Below are 25,118 nucleotides of genomic sequence, written 5' to 3'. Positions count from 1 at the left end.
TGCTTCGCTTCGCTGCATGACAGAGCCGTACAGGTTGCGGGCGATTCAGTTTTTTGAACTGAGACCTGTTTAATTGTCATGCATGGTTTGAATTCCGTCACTCTTCCGTTTAAGAAAAGCGCGAAAAGCGCATGCGGAATGTCTCGTTTTGCGCGTGAAGTTCGAGTTTTGAGAAGATAATGGCCGGTACAGACAAACAGCGCCCGATGATTTCAGAAGGTCCAGCAATCATTCTTGTGGAGCCGCAATTGCCGGAAAATATCGGCATGGTGGCACGCGCTATGGCGAATTTCGGCCTTGGCGAATTGCGTCTGGTCAATCCGCGTGAAGCTTTTCCGAATGACAAAGCACGCTCTGCCGCCAGCAAGGCTGACCATATTATCGATAGTGCTGTGCTCTATGATGATCTGCCGTCAGCGCTGGCTGATCTGAATTTTGTCTATGCCACAACCGCCCGCGAGCGCGACGGTTTCAAGCAGGTGCGCGGTCCCGTGGAAGCAGGTAAAATCCTGCGCCAGAAATTCCGTACCGGTGAGAAAACCGGCATCATGTTCGGGCGTGAACGCGTCGGCCTGAAAAATGATGAAGTTGGTCTGGCCGATGAGCTGGTGACTTTTCCGGTCAATCCGGCCTTTGCCTCGCTCAATATCGCGCAGGCTGTGTTGCTGATGTCCTATGAATGGATGAAATCCGGTCTGGAAAATGAAACGGACACGGTTTTCCGCGGGCCTGAACTGCAACCGGCCAATAAAGAATATCTACACGGTTTCTTTAATCATTTGGAGGAAGCTCTGGATACGCGCGGTTATTTCCGGCCAGAAGCGCGTAAGGAGATCATGGTGAATAATCTGCGGGCAGTGCTGACCCGTCCGGCATTTGCGGAAGCTGAAATCCGCTTGCTGCGCGGCGTGCTGACCTCGCTGGATTATTTCTCACCGAAGAGCCCGCGTGGATCCGGCGCGCCCGAAGGCCGCGCCAGAATACCCAATGATGCCGCTCCAGAAGGTAGAGCCAGAGTGCATAAAGACGAGACACAGAATACTGAGCAGGATAAACCGGACGAAAAGTCCTGAGGCAGGTTTGCGATGCACCATCTCGCGCAATATACAGCAACCAATATTTCCAGCAGGCAGGATGCGCCGGTCATCGTTTTTGATAGCGGTATCGGCGGTCTGACCGTGTTGCGCGAGGCGCGGGTGCTGATGCCCGACCGCCATTTTATCTATGTGGCTGATGATGCAGGTTTTCCTTATGGTTCATGGGAAGAACCGGCCTTGCGCGAGCGTATTGTCAGCCTGTTTGCTGATCTGATCCGCCGGTTTCATCCTCAGCTTTGCGTGATTGCCTGTAATACGGCGTCCACATTGGTGCTCGATGATCTGCGACAGGCTTTTCCCGATACGCCTTTTGTCGGCACGGTTCCGGCAATTAAACCCGCCGCTGAGCGCACCAATTCCGGTCTTGTCTCGGTTCTGGCAACGCCGGGCACGGTTAAGCGTGCCTATACGCGTGATCTGATCCAGTCTTTTGCCACACAATGCCATGTGCGTCTTGTCGGTGCTGACCGGCTTGCCACTTTGGCGGAAGCGCATATCCGCGGCGAAAAGATTGATGATGAGCTGGTGCTTGAGCAAATCACACCATGCTTCATTGAGAAAGACGGTAAGCGTACGGATATCGTGGTGCTTGCCTGCACGCATTATCCGTTTCTCGCCAATGTATTCCGTCGTTTAGCGCCGTGGCCGGTTGACTGGCTTGATCCGGCTGAAGCAATCGCCCGGCGCATGTTGTCGCTGCTGCCTGAGAATAAAGACAAGATTCTGCATCATCATGATGATCTGGCGGTGTTTACATCCGGAAAACCGGATTATGCGATCCGCCGCTTGTTGCAGGGCTTTGGCCTGCGGAACTAGAGTCAAGCAGCAAATTGCTATGCCCGCTTCCGGCGGGCAATCTTCACTATTCCTGCGGATAAAATCTTTTTTAAAAGAAAGCACTTGACCTTAACCTAAGGGCAAGCCTGCATAACTTGTGCGATGATAGTCACAAGGAGAAAGCATGCTCACAATAGGACAAATGGCGCGCTCCCAAGGGGTAACGACAAAAACACTGCGCCATTATGACAGTATCGGTCTGTTCAGCCCCTGCCTGAGCGGGCAGGATAATGGCTACCGCTATTACCGGCCGGAACAGATCGTAACACTGGGGCGCATTGTCTGGCTGAGGCAGCTTGGTATGGCTCTGGATGAGATCAAAGCACTGGCTGCCAGTGGCGGTCTGGACAGTGTGGAGAAGATGCATGCAAGCCTGCAAAATCATGCAGTGCAGCTTGAGGCTGACATTAACCGCCGTCAGAAAACCCTCGATCATCTTTATCGCTATCTCGCACAACCGGAGCGTAAAATGCCTGAATTACAAAAGCCTGAACGTGTTTTCTTCGCTGCTCAACGGATTATCGGCATGTGCTGGTATCCTGAGGATGAGGGCAGCATCGCGCAAATGTGGGATCGTTTTGAAGCGCGTGAGCATGAGATTGAACGCCTGAATGAGCCTGTCGGCACTTTCGGCATTTGCCAGCCGCTGGAAGACGGCCAGTGGCGTTATATTGCGGGTCTTCCGGTTGGCGCAGATGCAACCATTCCTGAAGGACTGGTCGCCATGGAAATTCCGGGACGCTATTACGCGAAAGTTGAGCATCAGGGTGAAGTGACGACTTTGCCGGAAACATTCCGCGCGGCCTATTCGGAATGGCTACCAAGCGCAGGCATGCAGCCTGATGAAGGGCCGGAATTTGAATATAGCGGTGCGCGTTTTCTCGGGCCGATGAATCCTGAAAGCGTGACCGAGATCTATATTCCGCTGAAATAATCGGCATTCAAAAATGAAGTGATAAATGAGCGACCTTGATCATGTTTCAGGTCGCTCTTTTTATGATTGGGTTGTAATGCCAGTAACGAAAAAGAATATCAGCGGAGATTGGAATGATGAAACAGACAGTGGCTGTATTGGCGGCAGGGCTTGGCATTTTGACGCTGACAGGCAGTTTGGCCTCTGCAAATGAGCAGGTGGGTTTCCGGCAAACCGAACTGGCAGATAAGAGCGGCAAGCGTGACTTGAAAGTCGCGCTTTGGTATCCGGCATCCGACACAAAAGCAGCCGAGACTGTTGGTGAAAATCCAGCATTTATTGGCATTCAGGCCGTTAAGGGCGCAGCACCGGACGGAAAAACGCATCCGCTTGTGGTGTTGTCGCATGGTTATGGCGGTAGTTGGCGTAACCTGAACTGGCTGGCAGGTGAGCTAGTCGGGCAGGGCTATATCGTTGCCGCGCCGGATCATCCGGGCACAACGACGTTCAATCGCGATAAGGAACAGGCTGCGCAGCTCTGGGAGCGGGGGCATGATCTCAGTCGTGTGATTGATGCTGTGACCACTGACAGCGCCTTAGCGGGCAAGGTTGAGCCAAGCCGCATTGCCGCAATTGGTCATTCACTCGGAGGCTGGTCTGTTGTCGCTCTGGCCGGCGCACAGTTTGACCCTGCGCGATTTGACAGGGATTGCACAGAGCAACCCAATCCGCGCACTTGTGGTCTGGCGAGTGAGCTGATTACGCCACGAGCCGAAGTGGCAGCTGAAAAGCTTAAAACAATGAAGGCCGACCCGCGTGTTGGAGCAATTGTCTCGCTTGATTTGGGCTTGGCGCGTGGTTTCACTCCGGAGAGCCTGAACAGCATTACTGTACCGGCGCTGATCTTTGGGGCAGGCGTTGATATCGGTGATCTGCCTGCGAAACTGGAATCCGGCTATGTCGCTACCAATATGCCTGCAAAAACCGCGCAATATGTTGAGATTGCGGATGCCATGCATTTCAGTTTCATGCAGATATGCAAGGCCGGTGCGGCAGAACTTATCGAGGCAGAAACCCCGGGTGACGGTATTGTCTGTAAAGACGGCGGAGAGCGCGGCCGAGAGGCAATACATCGTGAAGTCGCTGATATGATTATTGCCTTTCTGGCGAAATCATTACCTGCAAAATGATAAGAAAAAGGCCGCGCTGTTATGCAGCGCGGCCTTTCTTTTGATGGCCTTGAGAGGCTTATTTAACTTTCAACTCACTGACTTTGCCAACGGTGAAGAACTGGGTTTCACCATTGGAGTCATCCACACCGTCATTATCGGTCACAACATAGCCGATGCCGTTTTTGTCGATGGCGAAGCCTTCAAGTTTATCCGGCACAAAACCGTTGAGCTTCTTGAGGTCAGGAATGAAATCATAAACCAGTGTTTTGCTGACAAGCGGCAGTTTCTCACCGATCTTCGCTGGTTTCAGATCAGCCATTGCCACTTTGTAGAGGCGCTTGTTGACAGCTTCATTGCCGATCAGGTTATCACGCTCAACAATGTAAAGCTGACCGTCATGGGCAGTGATTTCTGACAGGCCGACCCAGCCTTTTTCTTTCTTATCCAGCGGATAGGAAACGGCAGCCCATTCTTCGCTCTTCAGATTGTAGCTGAGGATTTTGACAGTACCTTTGTCATCATCAGCCCATTCGCGCTGTACAACCATCCAGAGCGTTTCATTGTCGCCTTCACCGGTGCGGGTGATGCCTTCAATACCAAAACGGGTCTGATGCTTGAGCAGGTCTTCAGGCAAAGCAATTTCTTTTTTGATCTCGCCTTTGTCGTTCACATTGAGAATGGCATGCGGTACCAGTTTCTTCTGGTCGCCTTCATTGGCCAGCCAGAAACCGCCTTTGCCATCGGTCGTAATGCCTTCAAGATCAATCTTTTGCGCTGCATCTTTACCGCGCTTGACGAGCAGCGTAGAGGTGATTTTCGCAGGCTTCTGGTTGGCGTCAATCGTGTAGATTGTCGGCGCAGCAAAATAAGCAGAGTCAGAGACTGCATAGAGAATGCCATCTTTGCTTTCATCAGCAACCAGACCGGAGAGCGCGCCCCAAGCGATTGGTGTGCCTTCTTCCGTTAGTTCGGAAACCAGCTGCGGATAATCAGCGGCTTTGTCTTGCAGCTCATAAATCATCACATGGGAGCGGGCGGCGCCGTCTTCACCCAGATCAGTTTCATTAGCGGTTACCAGCAGGTTACGTGACGGGATCGCCAGAACACCTTCAGGGCCGATGCCCGACGGTAGCAGCTGAACGAATTCAGGATCTTTACCGGTATCTTTATAAACACCGACCATCGAGCCACGCTCGCTGGCAACGAAGAGATAGTTGGTCTCGCCAAAACGACCGACCTCGGCACCTTCCAGCTCAACGCCTTTCTTGTTGCGCTTTTCCGGATAATGGCCGTGCGCAGCAATCTTGTGCTCCAGCGTATTGCCGGATTCGTAAGTCACTTTGCCGGTCTTGTCGAAGATCGTGAAGCCGCGGGAGCCGCCTTTATAATCGCCTTCATTGGCGGTCAGCAGACGGTCATCGCCAACCCATTTGATGGTGTCCGGCTCGCGGGAGACATTTTTCATCTCGCCGTTGAATTTGATCTGCCCGTCTTTCTTGGTATCGATCTTGTCGAGGTCAACAGAACCGGCAGAGAAATGTGCAGTGATCTTGCCGGAAGCAGCATTGACGATCGCAATATGGTTGTTTTCCTGAAGGGTAACAGCAATTTCATTCTTGCTGTTGATGGAAACAAATTCCGGTTCCGGATCTTCCGGTGCAACTTCTGCAATACCGGTCAGATCAACCACTTTCATGGTTTTGCAATCCGGTGTGCCGTCTTTGAGATTGAGAATAACCAGATTACCGGCTGGCAGCTGTGGCAGCTCGCCGTCATTCAGGTCTTCATCGCGCTCATTCTCAATAGCAACGGCGAGGAATGTCTTGTCCGGTGAAACGGCAACGGAATCCGGCTGACCGCCGAGATCGCAGCTCATTTCAACCTTGCGCGATGCAATATCAATGACATCCAGACGGCCGGATGGCTTCACATAGCTTTCAGATGTGTTGACACCGGCGAAAACGCGCTTGCCTGCAACGGCAACTGATGTCGGTTCGCCTTCAACTTTAAGAACGCCACCGGCTTTAGGGTTTTTAGGGTCGGTAATATCAACAAAACCGATGCCGCCATACGGGCTGTCGGAATAAATCAGCGTGTTGCCATCTTCCGAAACCGTAATGATTTCGGAGGAGGTTGCCGCTTTTGCATCTGCATCTTTCGGCAGGTTATCGGCGACTGCAAAGCTGGCGATGCGATTGAAAACCGGCTCAGCCGAAGCGGAAAAAGCAACGGAACTTGCCAGAGTGGCAGTAAGAGCGGTGATGAGAGAAAGTCTCATAGAACGGCGCGACATGAATATCCCCGAATGTTGGATAAAATTCTGGATCTCTGATCCAAAAGCCGCCATGCCTTGCTGCAAATGGCAATTTCTACGCTTCCGGTACTCACGTACTTATATATACGCTGCGTTCCGGTGCTCGAAACCACCATTTTCGCTATGGCCTGCCACTTTTTGATTCAGACATTGAGGGGAGATTTCGCCGTTCTCTGTTTCAGACAAATGTCACTTCCATGAAGAAATGATGACATGGCTTTTATTAGCAATTTATTCGTTGATAAAACGGTGGGAAAACGGGATGCGGCCGGTTTCAGAAAACGCTGAAACGCTTGCAGATTGTATTGTCGCCGGTGCGATAGCTTTGGAAACCGATTGCGTCATAATAAGCAAGCCCGTTGGTATTATCCACGCCGATAGTCGCATCAATATTTTGCAGGCCTGTATTTTCAGCAGCAAGTTTTGTTGCGGAAAACAGTGCCTTGCCGACACCACGTCTGGCAGCACGCGGGCTGACATGTGTGCCGATAATGCCCCAACCTGCGCTAACACCGTATTTATTGCCCTCAGCTGCGCGGATCAGCGACTGGAAGCCCAAAACCTCACCATTTGCATCTTCTGCCACGCTGCACAGAATGCCATGCGGGTTATTGATATAAGTATCGCGCACGAAATCCTGATCATGCGGGCGCTGCCGTTGTGTAACTGCAATAATATCTGTCAAAATGCGGCTCATGGCTTCAGCATCACTCAATCGGGCAGGCCTGATAATCATTGTTTTATCTTCCAAATAGCTGAGTGCATTTATTTGTCTGACGGTGTTTGCGGTCGCGCGAGATTGCCTTTGCCGAATGTATAGCCGGTTTCCACTGTCTTCGAGCCGAATTTTGAGCGTAGCTTATCAATGGCAGTTTCAGCCGCCGCACGCTTGCCGGCTTTGATATCCACGAGATCCGGCGGATCAGCCTTTACCGGATCGGTGAGGTCGGTCACGCCGATGCCGAGCAGACGATATTTGGTGCCGTCAATTTCCTTTTGCAGCATATAAAGGCCGGTGCGGAAAATCCTGTCGGCAAGCTGCGTAGGATCGCTCAGACGATGATTGCGTGTACGGCTTTGGAAATCCTTGGTTTTGAGTTTCAGCACCACTGTATGACCGGCAATCTCGCCATGTTTCAGCCGTCCGGCAACTTTTTCCGATAGTGCACGCAGAACCGGCACCAATTCCTCAGCCTTGGCGATATCAATATCAAACGTGGTTTCATTGGAGATGCTCTTCATCTCACTTTCAGGCTGCACTGTGCGCGTGTCCATGCCGCGGGAGAGGCGGTAGAGACGCTGCCCCATCACGCCATAGGACTTCATCAGCGCAGATTCTTCCATTTGCTGGAGCTGTCCAATGGTCTGAATACCGTCAGCATTGAGCTTGGCATTGAGCGCCTTGCCGACACCCCAGATCATACCGACCGGCTTAGGCTTCAGAAAATCCAGTGTTTCCTTTTCCCCGATCACCGAGAAACCACGCGGCTTCTCCATGTCTGAGGCAAGTTTCGCCAGAAATTTGCAATAGGACAAGCCGACAGAAACGGTGATGCCGATTTCCTGTTCAATCCGGCGGGCGAATTCTGCCAGCACAAGAGCAGGCGGCGCACGGTGCAGTTTGGCCGTACCGCGCAAATCCAGAAATGCCTCATCAATCGAAAGCGGTTCGACCAATGGCGTGAGATCAAACATCATTTGGCGAATCTGATGCCCGACCTTGCGGTATTTCTCCATATTCGGCTTAACGAATATGGCCTGCGGGCAGAGCTCAATAGCTTTGAAGGTCGGCATGGCAGAACGCACGCCGTGAATACGCGCAATATAGCAGCAGGTAGAAACCACACCACGCTTGCCGCCGCCGACAATCACCGGCTTGTCACGCAGTTCAGGATTGTCGCGTTTTTCAATGGAGGCGTAAAAAGCATCGCAATCAATATGTGCAAAGCTTAAATCATATAGCTCTTCATGACGTACCAGACGCGGGCTGCCGCAAGCGCTGCAGCGTGGTCTCGGTTCACTACGGCGTTTTTTCTGCACAGTCAGGCAATCGCGGCAGAAACCTGCCTGCGGATCGGCCTCAGCAAAATAACCGGAAACACCGTTGACCATCGTAAAAACCTGTATCATGATCCGAACATAAGCAGAACATTTGCACAATACAGGCAGATGGTTTCAAGCGCCAGCGAATTTTATACACAATCTGCAGCGATGCAGGAGGTCACACTTACATGGATTGGTCGTAAGCACTGTCGCCGTTCGGCAGAAAGCGCAGCGCCTGATTCATGCTCTCCGGCTTATGGCCGGTGGCTTCACAAAACTGCATGAGCGTTGGCTCATGCGCCAGATAGAACTGCAAAACACCGGTCAGAAAAGCCGGTTCACCTGCGGCTTCGCGGATAGATGAGACTTCAATACCGGTGAGGGACAAAAAGCGATTCATCAGATCTGGTTGCTGCGCCAGAAAGACCAGAGCTTCAATGGCCAGATTTTCAGCATCGCTTTGATTCAAGATGGTTTTTGACATTTTATATCCGGCTGGCTTTTACGTTTTGGCAACTGTAATTGCATCTTTAGCTGTATGAAAGCTGTTTAGGAGCATTTTGGTCATTGTTCAATGCTATGCTGATGGGGTTGGAATAATCATGGTCTCTGTGTGCTGTACCCGTGCGTGGTAATTGACGTGAGCCGAAAACTACGAAATGCTGCGGCCAGCACGCGGATATATTCAGACAATGTTCTGAGTAATAAGGTATTTTTTCATGACCAAAAAAGTAATGATCGTTGAAGATAATGAGCTGAATATGAAGCTTTTCCGCGATCTGATTGAAGCCAGCGGTTATGAAACCATCCGTACGCGCAATGGTCTTGAAGCTATGGATCTGGCGCGAATCCACCATCCCGACCTGATTTTGATGGATATTCAGCTGCCAGAAGTCTCCGGTCTTGAAGTCACAAAATGGCTGAAAGAAGATGACGACCTGAAAGCCATTCCGGTTATTGCCGTCACAGCCTTTGCTATGAAGGGCGATGAAGAGCGTATTCGTCAGGGCGGTTGCGAGGCCTATATTTCCAAGCCGATCTCCGTGCCGCGCTTTATTGAGACGATCAAGTCCTATCTCGGCGACCTGTAGTTACAGGATTTCGCCTAACTGAGGTGAATGATGAAAATTCCTACGTTCCGCATTGTAAGGCCGACAGATAATCCGGATGCACTGCTTCCCTTTTATCGGGATGGTTTAGGAATGACAGTTCTTGATAGTTTTCAGGATCATGACGGTTTTGACGCGATCATTATGGGGCGTGAAAATGTGCCCTATCATTTTGCATTTACACGCACCGATAAGCATCAGGCCGGTAAGGCACCAACCAAAGAGAATCTGCTGGTTTTTTATTTGCCGGATCATGCCGAGTGGGAAAATGCTGTTGAGCGTATGAAAGCGACCGGCTTTGTACCTGTGAGCGCCTTCAATCCCTATTGGGACAAGAAAGGGGTAACTTTCGAAGATCCGGACGGTTACCGTATTGTTTTGCAGCAGACAGATTGGGCGCCTTAATTACGGTTTCGACACAAATTACCAATCAGAAATGCTCTGCATTCAGACAACAAAAAACCCGGGCTGATAACAGTCCGGGTTTTTTTTAATAACCGAAACCAGAATTATTTGATTTTGGTTTCTTTGAATTCGACGTGTGCCTTAGCAACCGGGTCGTATTTACGCTTTGTCATTTTTTCAGTCATTGTACGGCTGTTCTTCTTGGTTACGTAGAAGAAGCCTGTGTCTGCGGTCGACAACAGCTTGATTTTAATTGTTGTAGCCTTAGCCATAACGATATCCTGCTCTTTTAAATAATAAAACCGCCTGCTTGTCCGGCGATTTCATCCGGGTGCGGGAATTTGGCGCGACACTACGGATACACGCCGAAAAGTCAAGCCCGCTGTTTACGAACTACCAGTCTGATAAGCAGAATTATGATAAATGCTGCAAAAAAGAGTGATAAAGTGACCGGGAAACCTGTTGCTCCCAGCAAATCCATACCGACACCGGCTGCCTGAGGGCCTGCCAGCATACCGATGCCATAGCAGAAAATGAACGCGGCATTGGCCGAAGCAAGCTCACGTCCCTGCAATTGCGAACCAAGGTGGGCGAGGCCGACAGTGTAAAGACCGGCAACCACACCGCCCCAGATCAGTAGCAGAACTGCCATCAGATACCAGTTGCTGACAACATAAGGCAGCAGCACCATACCGGCAAAACCGATAATAGCACAAATCAGCAGCAGAATACGGCGGTCACCGATACGGTCGGAGACGAGGCCGAGCGGAATCTGCATCAGCACATTGCCGAGACCGACCATAGTCAGCAGCAGCGCGGCATCGCCTTCATTGAGGCCGACACGCGTGCCAAAGACCGGAAACAGGGCAAAACCGCCGGTTTCCACTGCACCATAGACGAAAACCGCCATTGTCGCTGCCGGAACGGCGAAAATATAAGGCATGAAGGGAACATGTTCACCTTCCTCAAATTCAGGGCTGTCTTTACTGGCAATCATGACAGGGAAGGCTGCCAGCGCAATGATGACGATACCGATACCAAATGGCATGAAGCCGCCGCTGCCGATGATTGAGAACAGCCACGGGCCGACTGCGAAGCCGAGTGAAAGACATGTCGCGTATATACCAAGCACCAGTCCGCGTTTGGCAGGCGGGGCAGAGGTATTGACCCAATATTCAGACAGCACAAACAGCACTGTGAGCGCGAAATGCAAGGAAACGCGCAGTGCAAACCATGCAATAATATTCGGAAACAGATAGAAACCGAGGAAGGATAGACCGCTGATGAACAGCATCAGCATCATTGAGCGTGCAACGCCCAGATAGGAGCCGATACGCGCGGATAGCGCTGCGCCGAACAGCGATGCAAGACCGGCAACAGCCGTATTTGCACCGATGGTGCTGGCTGAATAGCCACGGCTTTCCAGAAGCACACTCAGCAGCGGAATACCAAGGCCGATCGCTGCACCAACGGCACTGATCGTGGCAATGGCTGCGCCAAGAGAGCGCCATTGCGTTGGTTGAAGTACCTCTGATGCGGGTTCAGTTGAAAGATGGTCTTGCTGCATGAAACTTAAATCACCTCACGGACATGACGGCCATGCCGTTTACGATAGAACGGAACCGGATATATAGAGGACAAATCCCTGTCTTCGAGCAGGAGTTTTTCGATATCCCGCAAAATAATGCGCGTAATCGCTGCAATATTGAGATTAAAAGCTTCGGAAAAGCTCACAAATTTCAAATCAGACAATTCCGGCTCATTATAAGCAGATGATTCTATAGCGCTTATGTCAGCCGGATTACTGTTTCGGGCAGGGAGCTCCGGGCTGATTTCATCCAGAAAACTGGCAAAGAAACGCGCATCATAGCGGCGCACATGACCGGGCGGGGTGATCGCGCGCGCCACATAGCGCAGCTGCGATAAATCGGGCAGGTGATTGCTGCGGGCAAAACCTGTCCACGGATGTGTTTGCGCATCATCATGCGGCGTACCGAGCAGCAGGCCGGTTTCCTCATAGGTTTCGCGTATTGCAGTCATTGCAAGCGCACGCGCGCGTTGTGTACTGGCACGTTTGCCAAGCCCTGCCAGCAATTTTGCTTCATCCTGCGGCCTGAGGCTGTTGGCAGCATTAATTCTGCCGTCCTGCGCTTCTGTACCGCCGCCAGGGAAGACAAACATATCCGGCATGAAATGCATCGCACGGGCGCGGCGCCCCATGAGAATACGCGGCTCATTGCCATTGCGGTCGATAAGGATGAGTGAGGCAGCATCACGCGGCCGTATAATGCGGGATGTTGCGGTGCCCTGATTACTCAAAGCTGCCGCATCATCCGGCCGGTGCATATCCTGCAAAGCGTGGTCTGTTTTATGTCCTGACATTTGCGTCAGATATATTCCTGCTGACTTTCTTTATCAAAGCCATGCATATAAAGCGCCCATTGCAGGCCGATGGTGGCACCCTTGATCGGCTGCAGCAGCACCAGTGACATCAGAATGGTCACCGGCCCCCAGATAGCCAGATGCCCCCAGAGTGACAGGCCGCCCATATTTTCCACCATCATGAACAGCGCGACGACGACGTGGCCGACAATCAGCACGGTCAGATAGGCAGGCAGATCATCGGCACGCTGCGGTGTGTAATCTTCATTACAGACAGAGCAATTAGCAACCGGACGCAGGAAGGAGCGGAACAATTTGCCGTCACCGCAATGCGGGCAGCGGGAGAGAAAACCGCGCTGCATGGCTTGTCCCAACGGGCGCGGGGTGCGGGCGGGTTTTGTCTTCTCGCCGCCGAAAACCTGCGTTTCCGTCTGTGTCAGGGTCTGATCGCTGCTCATCATCGTCTCCCAATACCTGTGTCGGGGTTATCTTTTGCTTTTACGCGAAATATGGGCTGGTTTGCCTCTGGCCGGACCGCCGGTGCGGGATTTCCCCGCCTTGCGGCTGAATTTGGTAGCTTTGTGGTGCGATTGCAAGGATGCAGGCAGCAAACGCGGTTCTGTCAGCATTTCAAAACGCAGTGCTCCGGCAACCGGCTGCGCTTCAACGAGCCGTACTTCCACACTGTCGCCAAGACGATAGCCTTTGCCAGACCTTTCACCGGCGACAGAATGACCGGCTTCATCATAGTGATAATATTCCCGGCCCAAAGTGGAAATGGGAATAAAGCCGTCGGCACCATATGTCGCAAGGGTCACAAACAGACCGGCTTTGGTCACACCCTGCACACGCGCCTGAAACTCATTGCCAACCTGTTCGGCCAGATGATGGGCGATCAGACGATCTGTCGTTTCACGCTCGGCCAGCATGGCGCGGCGCTCTGTCTGGGAAATGCTGAGCGCAATGGCAGGCAATTCGCCAATCTCGTCATTGCTCAGACCATCGGGTCCCAGATTGAGCGCGCGGATCAGCGCACGATGCACGATCAGGTCAGCATAACGGCGGATCGGCGAGGTGAAATGCGCGTAATGGCGCAGATTCAAACCAAAATGGCCGATATTATCGGTATTATATTCGGCCTGACTTTGCGAGCGCAGTACCACCTGATTGACCAGTTCTTCATGGTCTGTACCCCGAACGCGGGACAGAATGCCGTTGAACTGACTCGGGCGCAGTTCCGCACCGCGGGCAAGGCTGATTTCCAGTGTCTTGAGGAAGTCACGCAGGGATTCCTGCTTGGTCAGCGACGGCAGATCATGAATACGATAGATCAGCGGCTGGTTTTTTGCTTCCAATGTTTCAGCGGCGGCGACATTGGCCTGAATCATAAATTCTTCGATGAGCTTATGCGCATCGAGCCGGTCAGGCACGATAACTTTCAGCACCTGTCCCTGATCGTCGAGGATCAGTTTCTTCTCCGGCAGATCAAGCTCCAGCGGCTCGCGCTTGTCGCGGGCTTTTTTCAGCGCCGCATAGGCCTTCCACAGCGGCTTCAGGCTGATATCAATAACGCGTTCGGTCTTCTCATCCAGAGCGCCGTCAATGGCCGCCTGTGCCTGCTGGTAGGCGAGGCGGGCAATAGAGCGCATCATGATGCGGTGGAAGCTGTGCGAGCGTTTGCGGCCATCTGCACCGATGATAATGCGCACTGCCATGGCCGGACGGTCAACACCTTCACGCAGCGAGCATAAATCATTGGAGATGCGTTCCGGCAGCATCGGCACCACGCGGTCAGGGAAATAGACCGAATTGCCGCGCTTCAGTGCTTCATGGTCAAGCGAGGAACCGTGCTGTACATAATGGCTGACATCGGCAATCGCCACGACAATAACAAAGCCGCCTTCATTGGCCGGATCAGTATCCGGTTCGGCAAAAACCGCATCGTCATAATCTTTAGCGTCAGCCGGATCGATGGTGACCAGTGGCAGTGAGCGCCAGTCCTCACGATGCGCCATTGTTGCAGGCTTGGCATTTTCCGCCTGCTCAATCGCTCTTTCAGGGAAAATATGCGGTATTTCATATTCGTGAATCGCAATCATCGACAGCGCTTTTTCACTGCCGATTGAGCCGATCACCTGTTCAATCTTACCCTGCGGCAGGCCAAAACGGCTTTTTTGATGCGGGATCGCCTCAACCAGATCACCCGGTTCAGCACCGTTCAGATGTTGCGCATCAATGCTGATTTCACTCTGTTTGCGGTTGACCGGCTCAAGACGGTATTCGCCGCTCTGCAACTGGCGCAAAACACCAAGCACGGCATTATCGCGTTTTTCCAGCTTTTTGATGACGCGGCCGGTATAGGGCGCGGCGCTTTTATCGGAGCTGGCAAAGATTTTCGCCAGAACCTGATCGCCAACACCAACTGTCGGGCCTTTATCCTTGTGTGTCCGGTGCAGCAGTACCAGCGGCGCTGCTGTTTCACCATTCCACTCAATCGGACGTGCAATCAGGCCGCCATCACTGTCGCGACCGGTAATGGTCAGCGGAGCAATTGGAGGCAGGGTATTCGGGCGTGACAGTTTCTTGGCGCGCTTTTCCACCTGTCCGTCATCGGCCAGTTCGCGCAAAATATCTTTGAGATAAATGCGGGCATCACCCTTGAGATTGAACGCCTTGGCGATATCACGCTTGGCAGCGCGATCCGGATTTTCAGTGATGAAAGTGAGGATATCTTCCTTCGTCGGAAGATAGGCTTCCGAGAGCGGCTTCACTTTGGATTTACCGGAAAAGCTCTTGTTGTTTTTTGTGCCCTTCTGGTTTTTTTGTTTGCCTGAGCCGCTGTTACGGTCAGAAGAAGGGTCTATTCTGCGAGCCAATCCGGTCATCCTTAATATTTACTTTTCATAAAGTCCTGAAAACTCTTTAAAGCATTTCAGCACAGAATGGAAACATTTGCTGTGGCTCAGCTGATGCAAATAAAAAGGGCACCATAGTAACTATGGTGCCCTCTGTGTTACGTGCTTTGTGCTGCTTATTCAGCCGCATCCGCTTTTTTAGGTTTAGCGGCTGCTTTAGTCGCAGTCTTTTTAGCTGCCGGCTTTTTGGCTGCTGCCTTTTTTACCGGTTTGGCTTCATCATCCGCAGCCTTGGCTTTGGTTGTCTTCTTCGGAGCCGCCGGTTTTTTCGGTGCGGCTTTCTTCGTGGTCTTCTTGGCAGAACCGGCTTTCGCTGTAATCAGCTCCAGCGCTTCTTCCATTGTTACCGTTGCCGGATCTTTGCCCTTTGGCAGCGTGGCATTGACCTTACCCCAATTAACATAAGGGCCGTAGCGACCGTCACGCACAGTAATGGAGCCGCCATCCGGATGATCGCCGAGTGTGGCAAGCGCAGCCGGTGTTGCGCGGGTACGACCGCCTTTAGCGGCTTTTTCTGCCAGCACAGTCACAGCGCGGTTGATGCCGATCTCAAACACATCCTCAATGCTGTCGACATTGGCGAAAGCGCCGTCATGGGCAATATAAGGGCCGTAACGGCCGAGGCTTGCGGTGATCATCTTGCCGCTTTCCGGATGCGGACCCACATCACGCGGCAGATTGATAAGCTGCAAGGCTTTTTCCAGATCAAGTTCAGCCAGTGACCAGCCTTTCGGCAGGCTGGAACGCTTGGCTTCCTTGCCTTCACCGCGCTGGATATACGGTCCGAAACGGCCGGTACGCGCAGTGATATCTTCACCGGTTACCGGATCCTGACCAAGCACTTTTGGTTCATCAGATGCAGCTGCTGCATCACCTTCGCCTTCACCACCAAGCTGACGGGTGAATTTGCACTCCGGATAGTTGGAGCAGCCGACGAAAGCACCATATTTGCCTAGCTTCAGCGAGAGATTGCCGGTGCCGCAGGTCGGGCAGATACGCGGATCCATACCGTCGCCGCGATCAGGGAAGGCAAGGGCGGAAAGCTGCTCATTGAGCGCATCCAGCACATTGGTAACACGCAGTTCTTTGGTGCTGTCGACATTGCCGGAGAAATCCTGCCAGAAGTCGCGCAGCACGTCTTTCCATGCCAGTTTGCCATCGGAAATCAGATCGAGCTTTTCTTCCAGCGCGGCGGTGAAATCATATTCCACATAGCGCTCAAAGAAGCTTTCAAGGAATGCGGTGACCAGACGGCCTTTGGCCTGCGGGATCAGCTTGCGCTTATCCATCGTAACATAATCGCGGTCACCCAGAGTTTTCAGCGTTGCAGCATAAGTCGACGGACGGCCAATGCCGAGCTCTTCCATGCGCTTGATGAGCGATGCTTCGGAATAGCGCGGCGGCGGTTCAGTCGAATGCTGGGTTGCGTCGATTTTCTCGCGCTTCAATGTCTCACCGGCATTGATCTGCGGCAGACGTGCGCTGTCCTCGTCTTCATCTTCTTCTTCGCGGTGATCAGTATAGGCCGCGAGAAAGCCGTTGAAGCGGACAACCGAACCATTGGCACGCAATACAGCCGAACGGGCGCCGTTTTTAGCTTCAATATCAACGACTGTGCGTTCAATATCGGCAGGCTGCATCTGACTGGCGATAGCGCGTTTCCAGATCAGCTCATAAAGGCGAGCCTGATCCTCGTCGAGATATTTGCGCACTTCTTTCGGATGACGGCTGAAATCGGTCGGACGCACCGCTTCGTGCGCTTCCTGAGCATTTTTCGCTTTAGTGGAATAGTAACGCGGCTTTTCCGGCACATAATTATCGCCGAATGTCTGGCCGATTGCTTTGCGCGCTGCGGAAATTGCTTCCGGTGCCATCTGCACACCGTCAGTACGCATATAGGTAATCAGACCGGTGGTTTCACCGCCAAGCTCAATACCTTCATAAAGGCGCTGCGCAACCTGCATAGTGCGCGATGCGGAGAAACCGAGCTGACCGCTGGCGGCCTGCTGCAAGGTGGAAGTGGTGAATGGCGGGCCCGGATTACGTTTGGTCGGTTTGGCATCAACGCTCATGACATTGAAGGCAGCGCCTTCCAGCATGGTGCGGATGGCACTTGCCTGCTCTTCATTTTTAATATCGAGCTTGCCGAGTTTCTTGCCGTCAACAACAGTCAGGCGGGCAGTGAAATTATCGCTGCGCGGTGTCTGGAGCAGGGCGGCAATATTCCAGTATTCTTCACGGATGAAGCGTTCAATCTCGGTTTCACGGTCGCAAACGAGGCGCAGTGCCACCGACTGCACGCGGCCAGCCGAGCGCGAACCCGGCAATTTGCGCCACAGAACCGGCGACAGTGTGAAGCCTACCAGATAGTCGAGCGCACGGCGTGCCAGATAGGCATCCACCAGCGGCACGTCGATTTCACGCGGATTGGCCATGGCTTCGAGCACGGCATTTTTTGTAATGGCGTTGAACACCACGCGCTTGACCGGCTTGGAGCCGAGCACTTTTTTCTGACGCAGCACGTCCAGAACATGCCATGAAATTGCTTCCCCTTCGCGATCAGGGTCAGTTGCCAGAATCAGTTCGTCGCTTTCCTTGACCGCTTTGGCGATCTCGGAAAGACGTTTGGAAGAGGCCGCATCGACCTCCCAGCTCATGGCAAAATCTTCATCAGGACGAACAGAGCCGTCTTTTGCAGGCAAATCGCGGACATGACCGAAAGAGGCCAGAACCTTATAGCCTGAGCCTAGATATTTATTGATTGTTTTGGCCTTGGCGGGCGATTCAACGACAACGACATTCATATTGCGGGTCCAGATTAACGTACACAGCCGGATATGCCCGGATTGCGCCAGTGTTGATAATCATCAGGCTGGCAGGATATTTGTCATTCAAATGAACAGCGAAATCAGATTGGTCAAGAGCAAGCCACTGTTTTTTACGCAAAACAACGACAGGTTGACATTGTTTATTTTGTAATCATAGGTTGATTTCAGGCATTGTACATATCAAATTTGTCTGTTCCGGTTGCAATAGAATGACATTTTATTTGGTACTTTAATTTATATATTTAGGCTTAAGGCGGGCTCATGAAGGCAGATAAAGAGAAGTCCTATCATGAAATCATTTATGTTCATGATAAACTACTGGAATTACGTCATATTGCTCAGTCCAACCACTATCCGATGCTGGCTTATTTCATCGAAATGGCATGGGTTGAGGCATCAGATGTTTTGCGCAGCCAGTCAGGCCGGATGACGAAAAACTGATTATTATGAGGGCAAAAGCGCAACCAGACCATTGTCGCTGCGTTGCAACTGCCCCGCGAGATCAAGCTCCAGCAATGCCAGATGCACGGCAGAGGCGCTGAGACCTGTGTGGCGGATAATCACATCCGCTGAAACGGGGGTGTTGCTGAGAGCGTTGCGGATACGCTCATAATCATTTTGTGCCGGAACAGGGTTTTTACCGGTATCGGAACCGATACTTGCCGGTTGTTTCATCAAAATCTGTGCTGTGTCTTGATTGAACAATGCTCCGGCCTGCATTTGTGCCGTACTGTCCTTACGCAGCATCGGCTCCAGCGCAACCAAAATATCCTGTGCTTCGGTGAGCATGATAGCGCCGTTCTTGAGCAGAGAATTGGCACCATTCGCACGCGGATCAAGCGGTGAACCGGGCACAGCGAATACCAGCCTGCCCATTTCTGCGGCCAGTCGTGCGCTGATGAGCGAACCGGAGCGCTGCGCCGCTTCAATCACTGCAAGCCCGAGCGACAGACCGGCGATGATGCGGTTGCGGCGCGGAAAGTCCTGCGCGCGTGGCACCCAGCTCATCGGCATTTCAGTAATAATGACCCCGCCATTATCAATGATCTGGTCGAGCAACGGGATATTTTCCGGCGGATAGGGACGGTCAAGCCCGCCTGCCAGAACGGCAATCGTACCTGTCTCAAGGCTGGCTTTGTGCGCCGCCGTATCAATGCCTCGCGCAAAGCCGGAAACGATGGCGCAGCCGGATTGCCCGAGATCGCGAACCAGCTGGCTTGTGAAGGCACAGGCCGTGGCAGAAGCATTTCGTGCGCCGACAATCGCCACCGGCGGTTTGCTGAACAGCGTTGTATCTCCAAGCACAGTTACCAGTGGCGGAGGATTGAGGATTTGTCTGAGATAGGACGGATATTCGGGCTCGCCCATGCCGATAAGTTTGGCACCGGAGCGTTCTATCGCTTCCAGTTCCTGTTCGGCTTCATCAATTGTATGAATACGCAGCGGGCGTTTGGCTGTGGAGCGCACCAGTTGCGGCAGGTGCTCAAGTGCGGCAGCAGCGCTGCCGCAATAGGCGATCAGATCGCGAAAACTGGCAGGCCCGACATTATCGCTGCGGATCAGCCGCAACCAGTTGAGTCTCTGCTGATCTGAGAGACGAATTCCTTTTGACTGCGAACCCGTCTCTGCGATCATTTATTTTGATCCTATTTTGGTTTCTGTACCGCTCAGTAACCGTTCAATATTTGCACGGTGCTTGATAAAAATTATCAGCGTCAGAACTGCAAAGAGCAGTGCTGTTTTCGTCAGCCCGAGATAGAGAATGGAAAGCGGAACGATGATACAGGCGATCAGCGCTGAGAGCGATGAATAGCGTGTGAGAAGCGCGATAACGATCCACACTGCGGCAAAAACCAGTGCACCCGGCCATGCCAGACCCAGCAGAATACCGAGATAAGTGGCAACACCTTTGCCGCCTTTGAAGCCAAGCCAGACCGGAAAGAGGTGGCCAAGAAAAGCCCCGAGACCAGCGGCAAGCGCGTAATCACGGCCGAAATAGGCCGCAACCAGCACGGCGATCGTGCCTTTGAGCATATCGCAGAGCAGGGTAGCAGCGGCAATTTTCTTATTGCCGGTACGCAACACATTGGTCGCGCCGATATTGCCGGAGCCGATGGAGCGCACATCGCCGAGACCCGCCATGCGGGTGAGCAGCAAACCAAAGGGGATTGAACCGAGCAGATAGCCAAAGACCAGCGCTGCAAAAATGCCAGCCGCGCTGCCGGTGATAATCAGTGGTTCAAGCATGAAGTCCCCTCAGAGTGATTTGTCCGCGCAACCGGACAGCAGAAATTAGGCATAAAATCCGCACCAAAACAATATTTATAATGCGAAGACTGTTTTGCCGCTGACCACGGTACGGATCACGCGACCCTGAAATTTAGCATCTTCAAAAGAGCTGTTTTTCGAGAGCGAGTGCAATTCTTCAGCCTTTACGACCCATGGTTCATAAAGATCAACCACGGCGAAATCGGCCTTTGCACCAACTTTCAGAGTGCCTGCATCCAGACCATAGAGTTTGGCCGGAGCGGTGGAAAGCACTTCGATCAGTCGCAAGAGGCTCAATGAGTCATTGTGATAGAGACGCAGCGCTGCCCCCAGCAGGGTTTCCAGTCCGATTGCACCGGCTTCCGCATCGGCAAATGGCAGACGTTTGGTATCAACATCCTGCGGATTATGCGCGGAGACGATCACATCAATCGTGCCATTGCGCACGGCTTCAATCATCGCCTGACGGTCATCTTCATTGCGCAGCGGCGGCGAAAGACGGAAGAATGTACGATATTCGCCGATATCATTTTCATTCAGCGATAAATGATTGATTGAAACAGCAGCGCTGACTTTTGCATTGGTTTCTTTCGCGCGGCGCAGAACCTGAGCCGACATATCGCAGGAAATTTGCGCAGCGTGATAATTGCCGCCGGTCATGCTTGCTAAGCGCAGGTCACGTTCCAGCGGAATAACTTCTGCTTCGCGCGGCGCACCGGAAAGACCGAGCCAGCTGGCATAAAGCCCGCTATTCATTGCACCGCCGCCGAGATAAGGGTCGATTGTCTCATGGGCAATCATCGCGCCAAAATCCTTGGCATAGGTCAGCGCACGGCGCAGCAGCAGCGTATTGGCCAGTGATTTGCGGCCTTCGGTAAAGGCAACCGCACCGGCTTCACGCAGCAGGCCCATTTCGGTCATTTCCTCACCCAGCAAACCTCGGGTGATGGCCGCAGCCGGATGCACATTGACAATGGCGGTGTCGCGGGCAGTCCGCTTGACGAATTCGACCAGTGCCACATTGTCAATCACCGGATCAGTATCCGGCATCATAATCATCGAGGTTACGCCACCGGCAGCAGCAGCCTGACTGGCCGAGGCAATAGTTTCACGATGTTCTGTACCCGGCTCACCGATAAACACGCGGCTGTCGACCAGACCCGGGATCAGTACATTGCCGTTAAGGTCAATGACTTCCGCGCCTTCCGGCGTGCCTTGATTATTAGCATCTGCACCGCTGGCGACGATAATGCCGTCCTGAACGATCAGCGTGCCGTTTTCATCGAGATTGCGCGAAGGATCAATGATGCGGGCATTGGTGTAAACTGTAGTGCTCATCATCAGGCTCCAACACCGTTAAAATTTTCAGGATTTCGTCGCGGGTCAAGCAAAGCTTCCATCACGGCCATGCGCACGGCAACACCCATTTCCACCTGTTGCTGGATCACGCTTTGCGGGCCGTCAGCAATGTCCGAGGCAATCTCTACACCACGGTTCATCGGGCCCGGATGCATCACCAATGCGTCCGGCTTGGCATATTTGAGCTTTTCTTTATCCAGCCCGTAGAAGTGGAAATATTCGCGCACCGACGGCACAAAAGAGCCGCTCATGCGCTCGCGCTGTAAGCGCAGCATCATCACTACATCAGCGTCTTTCAGGCCTTCTTTCATGGAGTTGAACACTTCAACGCCCATTTGTTCAATGCCGGATGGCAGCAGGGTGGACGGTGCAATCACCCGTACCCGCGCACCCAGCGCATTGAGCAGCAGAATATTGGAGCGGGCAACGCGTGAATGCAGGACATCACCGCAGATTGCCACAATCAGACGACCGACCTTACCTTTAGCGCGGCGGATGGTCAGCGCATCGAGCAGTGCCTGTGTTGGGTGCTCATGGGCACCGTCACCGGCATTGACCACCGAGCAGCCGACTTTTTGCGCCAGAAGCGCCGCAGCGCCGGCAGAAGCGTGGCGGATCACCAGAATATCCGGCTGCATCGCATTGAGCGTCATCGCCGTATCAATCAGCGTTTCACCTTTTTTAACCGACGAGCTGCCGACCGACATATTCATCACATCGGCACCGAGGCGCTTACCGGCCAGTTCAAAGGAAGATTGGGTACGGGTGGAGTTTTCAAAGAAAAGATTAATCTGCGTACGACCGCTTAGGATTGTTTTCTTTTTTTCCGGCTGACGGGAGACAGCAACTTCACTGTCGGCCAGATCCAGCAATGTGGTAATATCGAGAGGAGAAAGACCTTTAATCCCGAGCAAATGGCGGTGGGGAAAAAGAGGCGCGGGAGATTGTTCTGTCATCACAGCTATTCCCATATAATGTTTGCAGAGAAACTTGTTTGCGGCCTTATATATGCTTTTGCGGCTTTGTCGAATAAACAGTGTGGAGAAAAACGGATTATTGAGGGGATATTTATAATTTTGCCGCAAACAATGACACAAGGCGGATATTAGAGATTCGCGTATAGATTTTTAAATACAAAAACCGGCGGCTGAAATCTCCGGCTAAATGGATGGAATATGTCGGTTAACACTCCTGCAGACGTTTCTGAAGTAACTAATCAGGCGCCGCAGCGCACCAATTATGCGCCGGATACGTCTCCATATTCCGTGACCAAAAATCTCAACGGGCAGGCTGCTCCGCAATATAATGCCTATTTGAGTGATCCGCTGCTGCTGCAATGTGCAGCGCGCTTTCCGGAAAGCCTGCAAAAAGAGCTCGAACAGACCGGCCGTTTTGTTTTATCTGCCGATGCGCAGGAAATGGCGCGTCTTGCCAATTCCGAAGTGCCGTGCTTGCAAACCCATGATCGTCAGGGCAACCGCATTGATCAGGTGGAATATCATCCGGCCTATCATGCTTTGATGCGCCGCTCCGTTGCGCATGGCCTGCACTCATCCATCTGGGAAAACAGCCCGCAACAATCGCCTGAAGCAGGGCGCCGCCATCAGGCGCGTGCGACACGTTTTTATCTGACTGCGCAGCTTGAATGCGGTCATCTCTGCCCGCTGACCATGACAAGCGCATCACTTGCAGTGCTGATGACCTCTCCGGTGCTTTATGATGAATGGTCGCCGCGCATTCTCACCCGCAAATATGACTCGTCCAACAAGCCGCCGGTTAAAAAAGCCGGTCTGACGCTTGGTATGGGCATGACAGAAAAGCAGGGCGGCACCGATGTTCGTGCCAATACCACCCGCGCCGATCATGCGGGGAATGGCGTCTACCGTCTCAACGGCCATAAATGGTTTATGTCCGCGCCGATGTCCGATGCTTTCATGGTGCTGGCGCAGGCCAATGGTCAGGCTGCCGGTGACAATAAGTCCGGCCTGTCCTGTTTCCTAGTACCACGTTTGTTGTCGGATGGTGGCGGCAACGGCTTCCGCTTCCAGCGTTTGAAAGACAAGCTCGGCAACCGCTCCAATGCATCTTCCGAAGTGCAGTTTGAAAATGCGTTCGGCCAGATGGTCGGAGAGCCGGGGCAGGGTGTGAAGACTATTATTGATATGGTGACACTGACCCGTCTGGATTGTGCTGTGGCCTCCGCCGGTTTGATGCGCGCCGGTATGAGTGAAGCTGTTCATCATGCCCGTCACAGAAGTGTCGGCGGTGTACCGCTGATCAATCAGCCGCTGATGCAGCGTGTTCTGGCGGATATGTCACTGGATGTGGCGGCTGCTACTGCTCTGTCACTGCGCCTTGCCCGCGCCTTTGACATGGCGGCCAATGACCGTATGGAGGCTGCTTTTGCCCGTGTTATGACACCTGTGGTCAAATATTGGGTGGCAAAAATCGCACCGGCGCTGCTTTATGAAGCAATGGAATGTCTCGGCGGTAATGGCTATGTCGAAGAAAATCCGCTGGCGCGGCTTTATCGCGAGGCTCCGGTCAATGCGATTTGGGAAGGTTCCGGCAATGTGATGGCGCTGGATATTGTGCGTGTATTGCACCGCGCACCACGTTTGTTTGACGATGTGCTGGAGTGGATCGGCACACAGCTTGGCCGTCGCGGTCAGGGCACTGTTGCCGTGTTGCGGGCTGCGATGCAGGTAACTATGACCGATGAAGGTGCTGCACGGATGCTCACCGAGCAGATGGCGCTGGCCGCTAGTGCCGCCTGCCTGAAAGAACTCGGCGCGGATGATATCGGTGATGCCTTTATCGAAACCCGTCTTGGTGGTCAGTGGCGTACAACCTATGGCATGATCGATGCCCGTCATGACGCATTAGGCATTATCAATGCGCTCTATCCGCAGGAATAAGCTGCAACCGGCTCATTGACGGAGGGCTGACTAATCCTGTTCATTGTCGCGACGCAGCATATGCAGCCGGTCAAGTGCCCCCTGCAAAATGAACGAGGCAGCAGCGGAATCAATCCGCTCTGCGCGTTTGGCGCGGGAAACATCCATGCCGATCAAAGCACGCTCTGCAGCGACCGTTGAAAGCCGCTCATCCCAATAGATAAACGGAATATCGGTGAGCTTTTCCATATTGCGTACAAAAGCGCGGGTGGCCTGCACACGCGGGCCTTCCGTGCCGTCCATATTGACCGGCAGGCCGATAACCACGGCTGAAATCTTTTCTTTTTGCAGCAGTTCCAGCAGTTCCTGCGCATCCAGCGTGAATTTGCGTCGTTTCAGAACGGGGCGTGGATGGGAGAAGGAAAGTCCGAGATCAGAGACAGCGATGCCGATGGTTTTGGTACCCAGATCAAGACCGGCAACCAGCTGACCATAGCTCAGGCTTGCCGCAAGCTCTTCAATTGTTGATACAGCCATATCTCGTTTCCTGATCCGGTAATGTCATACTATATTGCAAAG

General features: G+C 52.8%; 23 protein-coding genes. 8 read left to right on the top strand and 15 right to left on the bottom strand.

Going from position 1 to position 25,118, the window contains the following annotated elements; translation table 11 throughout:
• Positions 1–179: 179 nt before the first annotated feature.
• The 4 genes from F7P81_RS08810 to F7P81_RS08795 all read left to right on the top strand — a co-directional run bounded on the left by F7P81_RS08810 (position 180) and on the right by F7P81_RS08795 (position 4,037).
• Positions 180–1,073, top strand: coding sequence for an RNA methyltransferase (locus F7P81_RS08810; RefSeq protein ID WP_075655332.1), 894 nt, complete (start codon positions 180–182; stop codon positions 1,071–1,073).
• Positions 1,074–1,085: 12 nt separating this feature from the next.
• Entirely contained in the window at positions 1,086–1,913 is an 828-nt protein-coding gene (murI, locus tag F7P81_RS08805; RefSeq protein WP_151159224.1) for a glutamate racemase, read from the top strand.
• 145 nt (positions 1,914–2,058) lie between these two features.
• Positions 2,059–2,868, top strand: a complete 810-nt coding sequence (locus F7P81_RS08800; RefSeq protein ID WP_151159223.1) for a MerR family transcriptional regulator — start codon at positions 2,059–2,061, stop codon at positions 2,866–2,868.
• Between the two features lie 113 nt (positions 2,869–2,981).
• Positions 2,982–4,037 (top strand): alpha/beta hydrolase family protein, encoded by a 1,056-nt coding sequence (locus F7P81_RS08795; RefSeq protein ID WP_151159222.1) that lies wholly within the window; start codon positions 2,982–2,984, stop codon positions 4,035–4,037.
• A gap of 58 nt (positions 4,038–4,095) precedes the next feature.
• On the opposite strand, the gene F7P81_RS08790 is transcribed toward F7P81_RS08795, so the two are convergent.
• The 4 genes from F7P81_RS08790 to F7P81_RS08770 all read right to left on the bottom strand — a co-directional run bounded on the left by F7P81_RS08790 (position 4,096) and on the right by F7P81_RS08770 (position 8,860).
• Positions 4,096–6,312 carry an esterase-like activity of phytase family protein gene (locus tag F7P81_RS08790; RefSeq protein WP_151159221.1) on the bottom strand — a complete coding sequence of 739 codons (2,217 nt, stop codon included), beginning with the start codon at positions 6,310–6,312 and terminating at the stop codon, positions 4,096–4,098.
• A gap of 295 nt (positions 6,313–6,607) precedes the next feature.
• Positions 6,608–7,069 (bottom strand): GNAT family N-acetyltransferase, encoded by a 462-nt coding sequence (locus F7P81_RS08780; protein WP_151159220.1) that lies wholly within the window; start codon positions 7,067–7,069, stop codon positions 6,608–6,610.
• A 29-nt stretch (positions 7,070–7,098) separates the two neighbouring features.
• Entirely contained in the window at positions 7,099–8,445 is a 1,347-nt protein-coding gene (locus F7P81_RS08775) for a DNA polymerase IV (protein ID WP_116088024.1), read from the bottom strand.
• A gap of 115 nt (positions 8,446–8,560) precedes the next feature.
• Positions 8,561–8,860 carry a DUF3572 domain-containing protein gene (locus F7P81_RS08770; RefSeq protein ID WP_075655324.1) on the bottom strand — a complete coding sequence of 100 codons (300 nt, stop codon included), beginning with the start codon at positions 8,858–8,860 and terminating at the stop codon, positions 8,561–8,563.
• Between the two features lie 235 nt (positions 8,861–9,095).
• On the opposite strand from F7P81_RS08770, the gene F7P81_RS08765 reads away from it, so the two are divergent.
• Positions 9,096–9,467, top strand: coding sequence for a response regulator (locus tag F7P81_RS08765; RefSeq protein ID WP_022712318.1), 372 nt, complete (start codon positions 9,096–9,098; stop codon positions 9,465–9,467).
• A gap of 27 nt (positions 9,468–9,494) precedes the next feature.
• Complete coding sequence (locus tag F7P81_RS08760; protein ID WP_022712317.1) at positions 9,495–9,890, top strand: VOC family protein; 396 nt, start codon at positions 9,495–9,497, stop codon at positions 9,888–9,890.
• A gap of 104 nt (positions 9,891–9,994) precedes the next feature.
• Here the strand turns inward: F7P81_RS08760 and rpmG are convergent, their stop codons facing one another.
• The 6 genes from rpmG to topA all read right to left on the bottom strand — a co-directional run bounded on the left by rpmG (position 9,995) and on the right by topA (position 17,991).
• Positions 9,995–10,162: a 50S ribosomal protein L33 gene (gene rpmG, locus F7P81_RS08755; protein WP_022712316.1), complete on the bottom strand. Its 168-nt coding sequence runs from the start codon at positions 10,160–10,162 to the stop codon at positions 9,995–9,997.
• Between the two features lie 101 nt (positions 10,163–10,263).
• Positions 10,264–11,457 (bottom strand): MFS transporter, encoded by a 1,194-nt coding sequence (locus F7P81_RS08750; protein ID WP_075655320.1) that lies wholly within the window; start codon positions 11,455–11,457, stop codon positions 10,264–10,266.
• Positions 11,458–11,462: 5 nt separating this feature from the next.
• Positions 11,463–12,236: an NUDIX hydrolase gene (locus F7P81_RS08745; protein ID WP_151159381.1), complete on the bottom strand. Its 774-nt coding sequence runs from the start codon at positions 12,234–12,236 to the stop codon at positions 11,463–11,465.
• A gap of 41 nt (positions 12,237–12,277) precedes the next feature.
• Positions 12,278–12,730: a DUF983 domain-containing protein gene (locus F7P81_RS08740; RefSeq protein ID WP_028233962.1), complete on the bottom strand. Its 453-nt coding sequence runs from the start codon at positions 12,728–12,730 to the stop codon at positions 12,278–12,280.
• Between the two features lie 27 nt (positions 12,731–12,757).
• Positions 12,758–15,043 (bottom strand): ribonuclease R, encoded by a 2,286-nt coding sequence (rnr, locus tag F7P81_RS08735; RefSeq protein ID WP_374828080.1) that lies wholly within the window; start codon positions 15,041–15,043, stop codon positions 12,758–12,760.
• Positions 15,044–15,303: 260 nt separating this feature from the next.
• Complete coding sequence (topA, locus tag F7P81_RS08730) at positions 15,304–17,991, bottom strand: type I DNA topoisomerase (protein ID WP_151159218.1); 2,688 nt, start codon at positions 17,989–17,991, stop codon at positions 15,304–15,306.
• 285 nt (positions 17,992–18,276) lie between these two features.
• Between topA and F7P81_RS08725 the strand changes: the two genes are divergently transcribed.
• On the top strand, positions 18,277–18,456 hold the full coding sequence (locus tag F7P81_RS08725) for a hypothetical protein (RefSeq protein ID WP_022712310.1): 180 nt from the start codon (positions 18,277–18,279) through the stop codon (positions 18,454–18,456).
• A 3-nt stretch (positions 18,457–18,459) separates the two neighbouring features.
• On the opposite strand, the gene dprA is transcribed toward F7P81_RS08725, so the two are convergent.
• The 4 genes from dprA to F7P81_RS08705 all read right to left on the bottom strand — a co-directional run bounded on the left by dprA (position 18,460) and on the right by F7P81_RS08705 (position 22,598).
• A complete protein-coding gene (gene dprA, locus F7P81_RS08720) occupies positions 18,460–19,647 on the bottom strand; it encodes a DNA-processing protein DprA (protein WP_374828079.1) in 1,188 nt (395 codons plus the stop codon).
• A gap of 3 nt (positions 19,648–19,650) precedes the next feature.
• Positions 19,651–20,262 carry a glycerol-3-phosphate 1-O-acyltransferase PlsY gene (gene plsY / locus F7P81_RS08715; RefSeq protein WP_116088018.1) on the bottom strand — a complete coding sequence of 204 codons (612 nt, stop codon included), beginning with the start codon at positions 20,260–20,262 and terminating at the stop codon, positions 19,651–19,653.
• 75 nt (positions 20,263–20,337) lie between these two features.
• On the bottom strand, positions 20,338–21,624 hold the full coding sequence (locus tag F7P81_RS08710) for a dihydroorotase (RefSeq protein ID WP_374828069.1): 1,287 nt from the start codon (positions 21,622–21,624) through the stop codon (positions 20,338–20,340).
• Complete coding sequence (locus F7P81_RS08705; protein ID WP_028233959.1) at positions 21,624–22,598, bottom strand: aspartate carbamoyltransferase catalytic subunit; 975 nt, start codon at positions 22,596–22,598, stop codon at positions 21,624–21,626. The genes F7P81_RS08710 and F7P81_RS08705 overlap by 1 nt, the downstream gene beginning before the upstream one ends.
• 219 nt (positions 22,599–22,817) lie before the next feature.
• Between F7P81_RS08705 and F7P81_RS08700 the strand changes: the two genes are divergently transcribed.
• Positions 22,818–24,560 (top strand): acyl-CoA dehydrogenase family protein, encoded by a 1,743-nt coding sequence (locus tag F7P81_RS08700; protein ID WP_151159216.1) that lies wholly within the window; start codon positions 22,818–22,820, stop codon positions 24,558–24,560.
• Positions 24,561–24,590: 30 nt separating this feature from the next.
• On the opposite strand, the gene ruvX is transcribed toward F7P81_RS08700, so the two are convergent.
• Entirely contained in the window at positions 24,591–25,076 is a 486-nt protein-coding gene (gene ruvX / locus F7P81_RS08695) for a Holliday junction resolvase RuvX (protein ID WP_022712304.1), read from the bottom strand.
• Positions 25,077–25,118 lie beyond the last annotated feature (42 nt).

It is taken from the genome of Pseudochrobactrum saccharolyticum (genome assembly GCF_008801715.1).
GTDB classification, from domain to species: domain Bacteria; phylum Pseudomonadota; class Alphaproteobacteria; order Rhizobiales; family Rhizobiaceae; genus Pseudochrobactrum; species Pseudochrobactrum saccharolyticum.
The sequence above is the reverse complement of the archived record's forward strand: the minus strand, read 5'-3'. Positions and strand labels throughout refer to the sequence as shown.

What these genes read in the sequence shown, in the direction of transcription:
- F7P81_RS08810 (WP_075655332.1), top strand. Translation starts at nt 180, where the DNA reads ATGGCCGGTACAGACAAACAGCGCCCGATGATTTCAGAAGGTCCAGCA.
- murI (WP_151159224.1), top strand. Translation starts at nt 1,086, where the DNA reads ATGCACCATCTCGCGCAATATACAGCAACCAATATTTCCAGCAGGCAG.
- F7P81_RS08800 (WP_151159223.1), top strand. Translation starts at nt 2,059, where the DNA reads ATGCTCACAATAGGACAAATGGCGCGCTCCCAAGGGGTAACGACAAAA.
- F7P81_RS08795 (WP_151159222.1), top strand. Translation starts at nt 2,982, where the DNA reads ATGATGAAACAGACAGTGGCTGTATTGGCGGCAGGGCTTGGCATTTTG.
- F7P81_RS08790 (WP_151159221.1), bottom strand. Translation starts at nt 6,312, where the DNA reads ATGTCGCGCCGTTCTATGAGACTTTCTCTCATCACCGCTCTTACTGCC.
- F7P81_RS08780 (WP_151159220.1), bottom strand. Translation starts at nt 7,069, where the DNA reads ATGATTATCAGGCCTGCCCGATTGAGTGATGCTGAAGCCATGAGCCGC.
- F7P81_RS08775 (WP_116088024.1), bottom strand. Translation starts at nt 8,445, where the DNA reads ATGGTCAACGGTGTTTCCGGTTATTTTGCTGAGGCCGATCCGCAGGCA.
- F7P81_RS08770 (WP_075655324.1), bottom strand. Translation starts at nt 8,860, where the DNA reads ATGTCAAAAACCATCTTGAATCAAAGCGATGCTGAAAATCTGGCCATT.
- F7P81_RS08765 (WP_022712318.1), top strand. Translation starts at nt 9,096, where the DNA reads ATGACCAAAAAAGTAATGATCGTTGAAGATAATGAGCTGAATATGAAG.
- F7P81_RS08760 (WP_022712317.1), top strand. Translation starts at nt 9,495, where the DNA reads ATGATGAAAATTCCTACGTTCCGCATTGTAAGGCCGACAGATAATCCG.
- rpmG (WP_022712316.1), bottom strand. Translation starts at nt 10,162, where the DNA reads ATGGCTAAGGCTACAACAATTAAAATCAAGCTGTTGTCGACCGCAGAC.
- F7P81_RS08750 (WP_075655320.1), bottom strand. Translation starts at nt 11,457, where the DNA reads ATGCAGCAAGACCATCTTTCAACTGAACCCGCATCAGAGGTACTTCAA.
- F7P81_RS08745 (WP_151159381.1), bottom strand. Translation starts at nt 12,236, where the DNA reads ATGCACCGGCCGGATGATGCGGCAGCTTTGAGTAATCAGGGCACCGCA.
- F7P81_RS08740 (WP_028233962.1), bottom strand. Translation starts at nt 12,730, where the DNA reads ATGAGCAGCGATCAGACCCTGACACAGACGGAAACGCAGGTTTTCGGC.
- topA (WP_151159218.1), bottom strand. Translation starts at nt 17,991, where the DNA reads ATGAATGTCGTTGTCGTTGAATCGCCCGCCAAGGCCAAAACAATCAAT.
- F7P81_RS08725 (WP_022712310.1), top strand. Translation starts at nt 18,277, where the DNA reads ATGAAGGCAGATAAAGAGAAGTCCTATCATGAAATCATTTATGTTCAT.
- plsY (WP_116088018.1), bottom strand. Translation starts at nt 20,262, where the DNA reads ATGCTTGAACCACTGATTATCACCGGCAGCGCGGCTGGCATTTTTGCA.
- F7P81_RS08710 (WP_374828069.1), bottom strand. Translation starts at nt 21,624, where the DNA reads ATGATGAGCACTACAGTTTACACCAATGCCCGCATCATTGATCCTTCG.
- F7P81_RS08705 (WP_028233959.1), bottom strand. Translation starts at nt 22,598, where the DNA reads ATGACAGAACAATCTCCCGCGCCTCTTTTTCCCCACCGCCATTTGCTC.
- F7P81_RS08700 (WP_151159216.1), top strand. Translation starts at nt 22,818, where the DNA reads ATGTCGGTTAACACTCCTGCAGACGTTTCTGAAGTAACTAATCAGGCG.
- ruvX (WP_022712304.1), bottom strand. Translation starts at nt 25,076, where the DNA reads ATGGCTGTATCAACAATTGAAGAGCTTGCGGCAAGCCTGAGCTATGGT.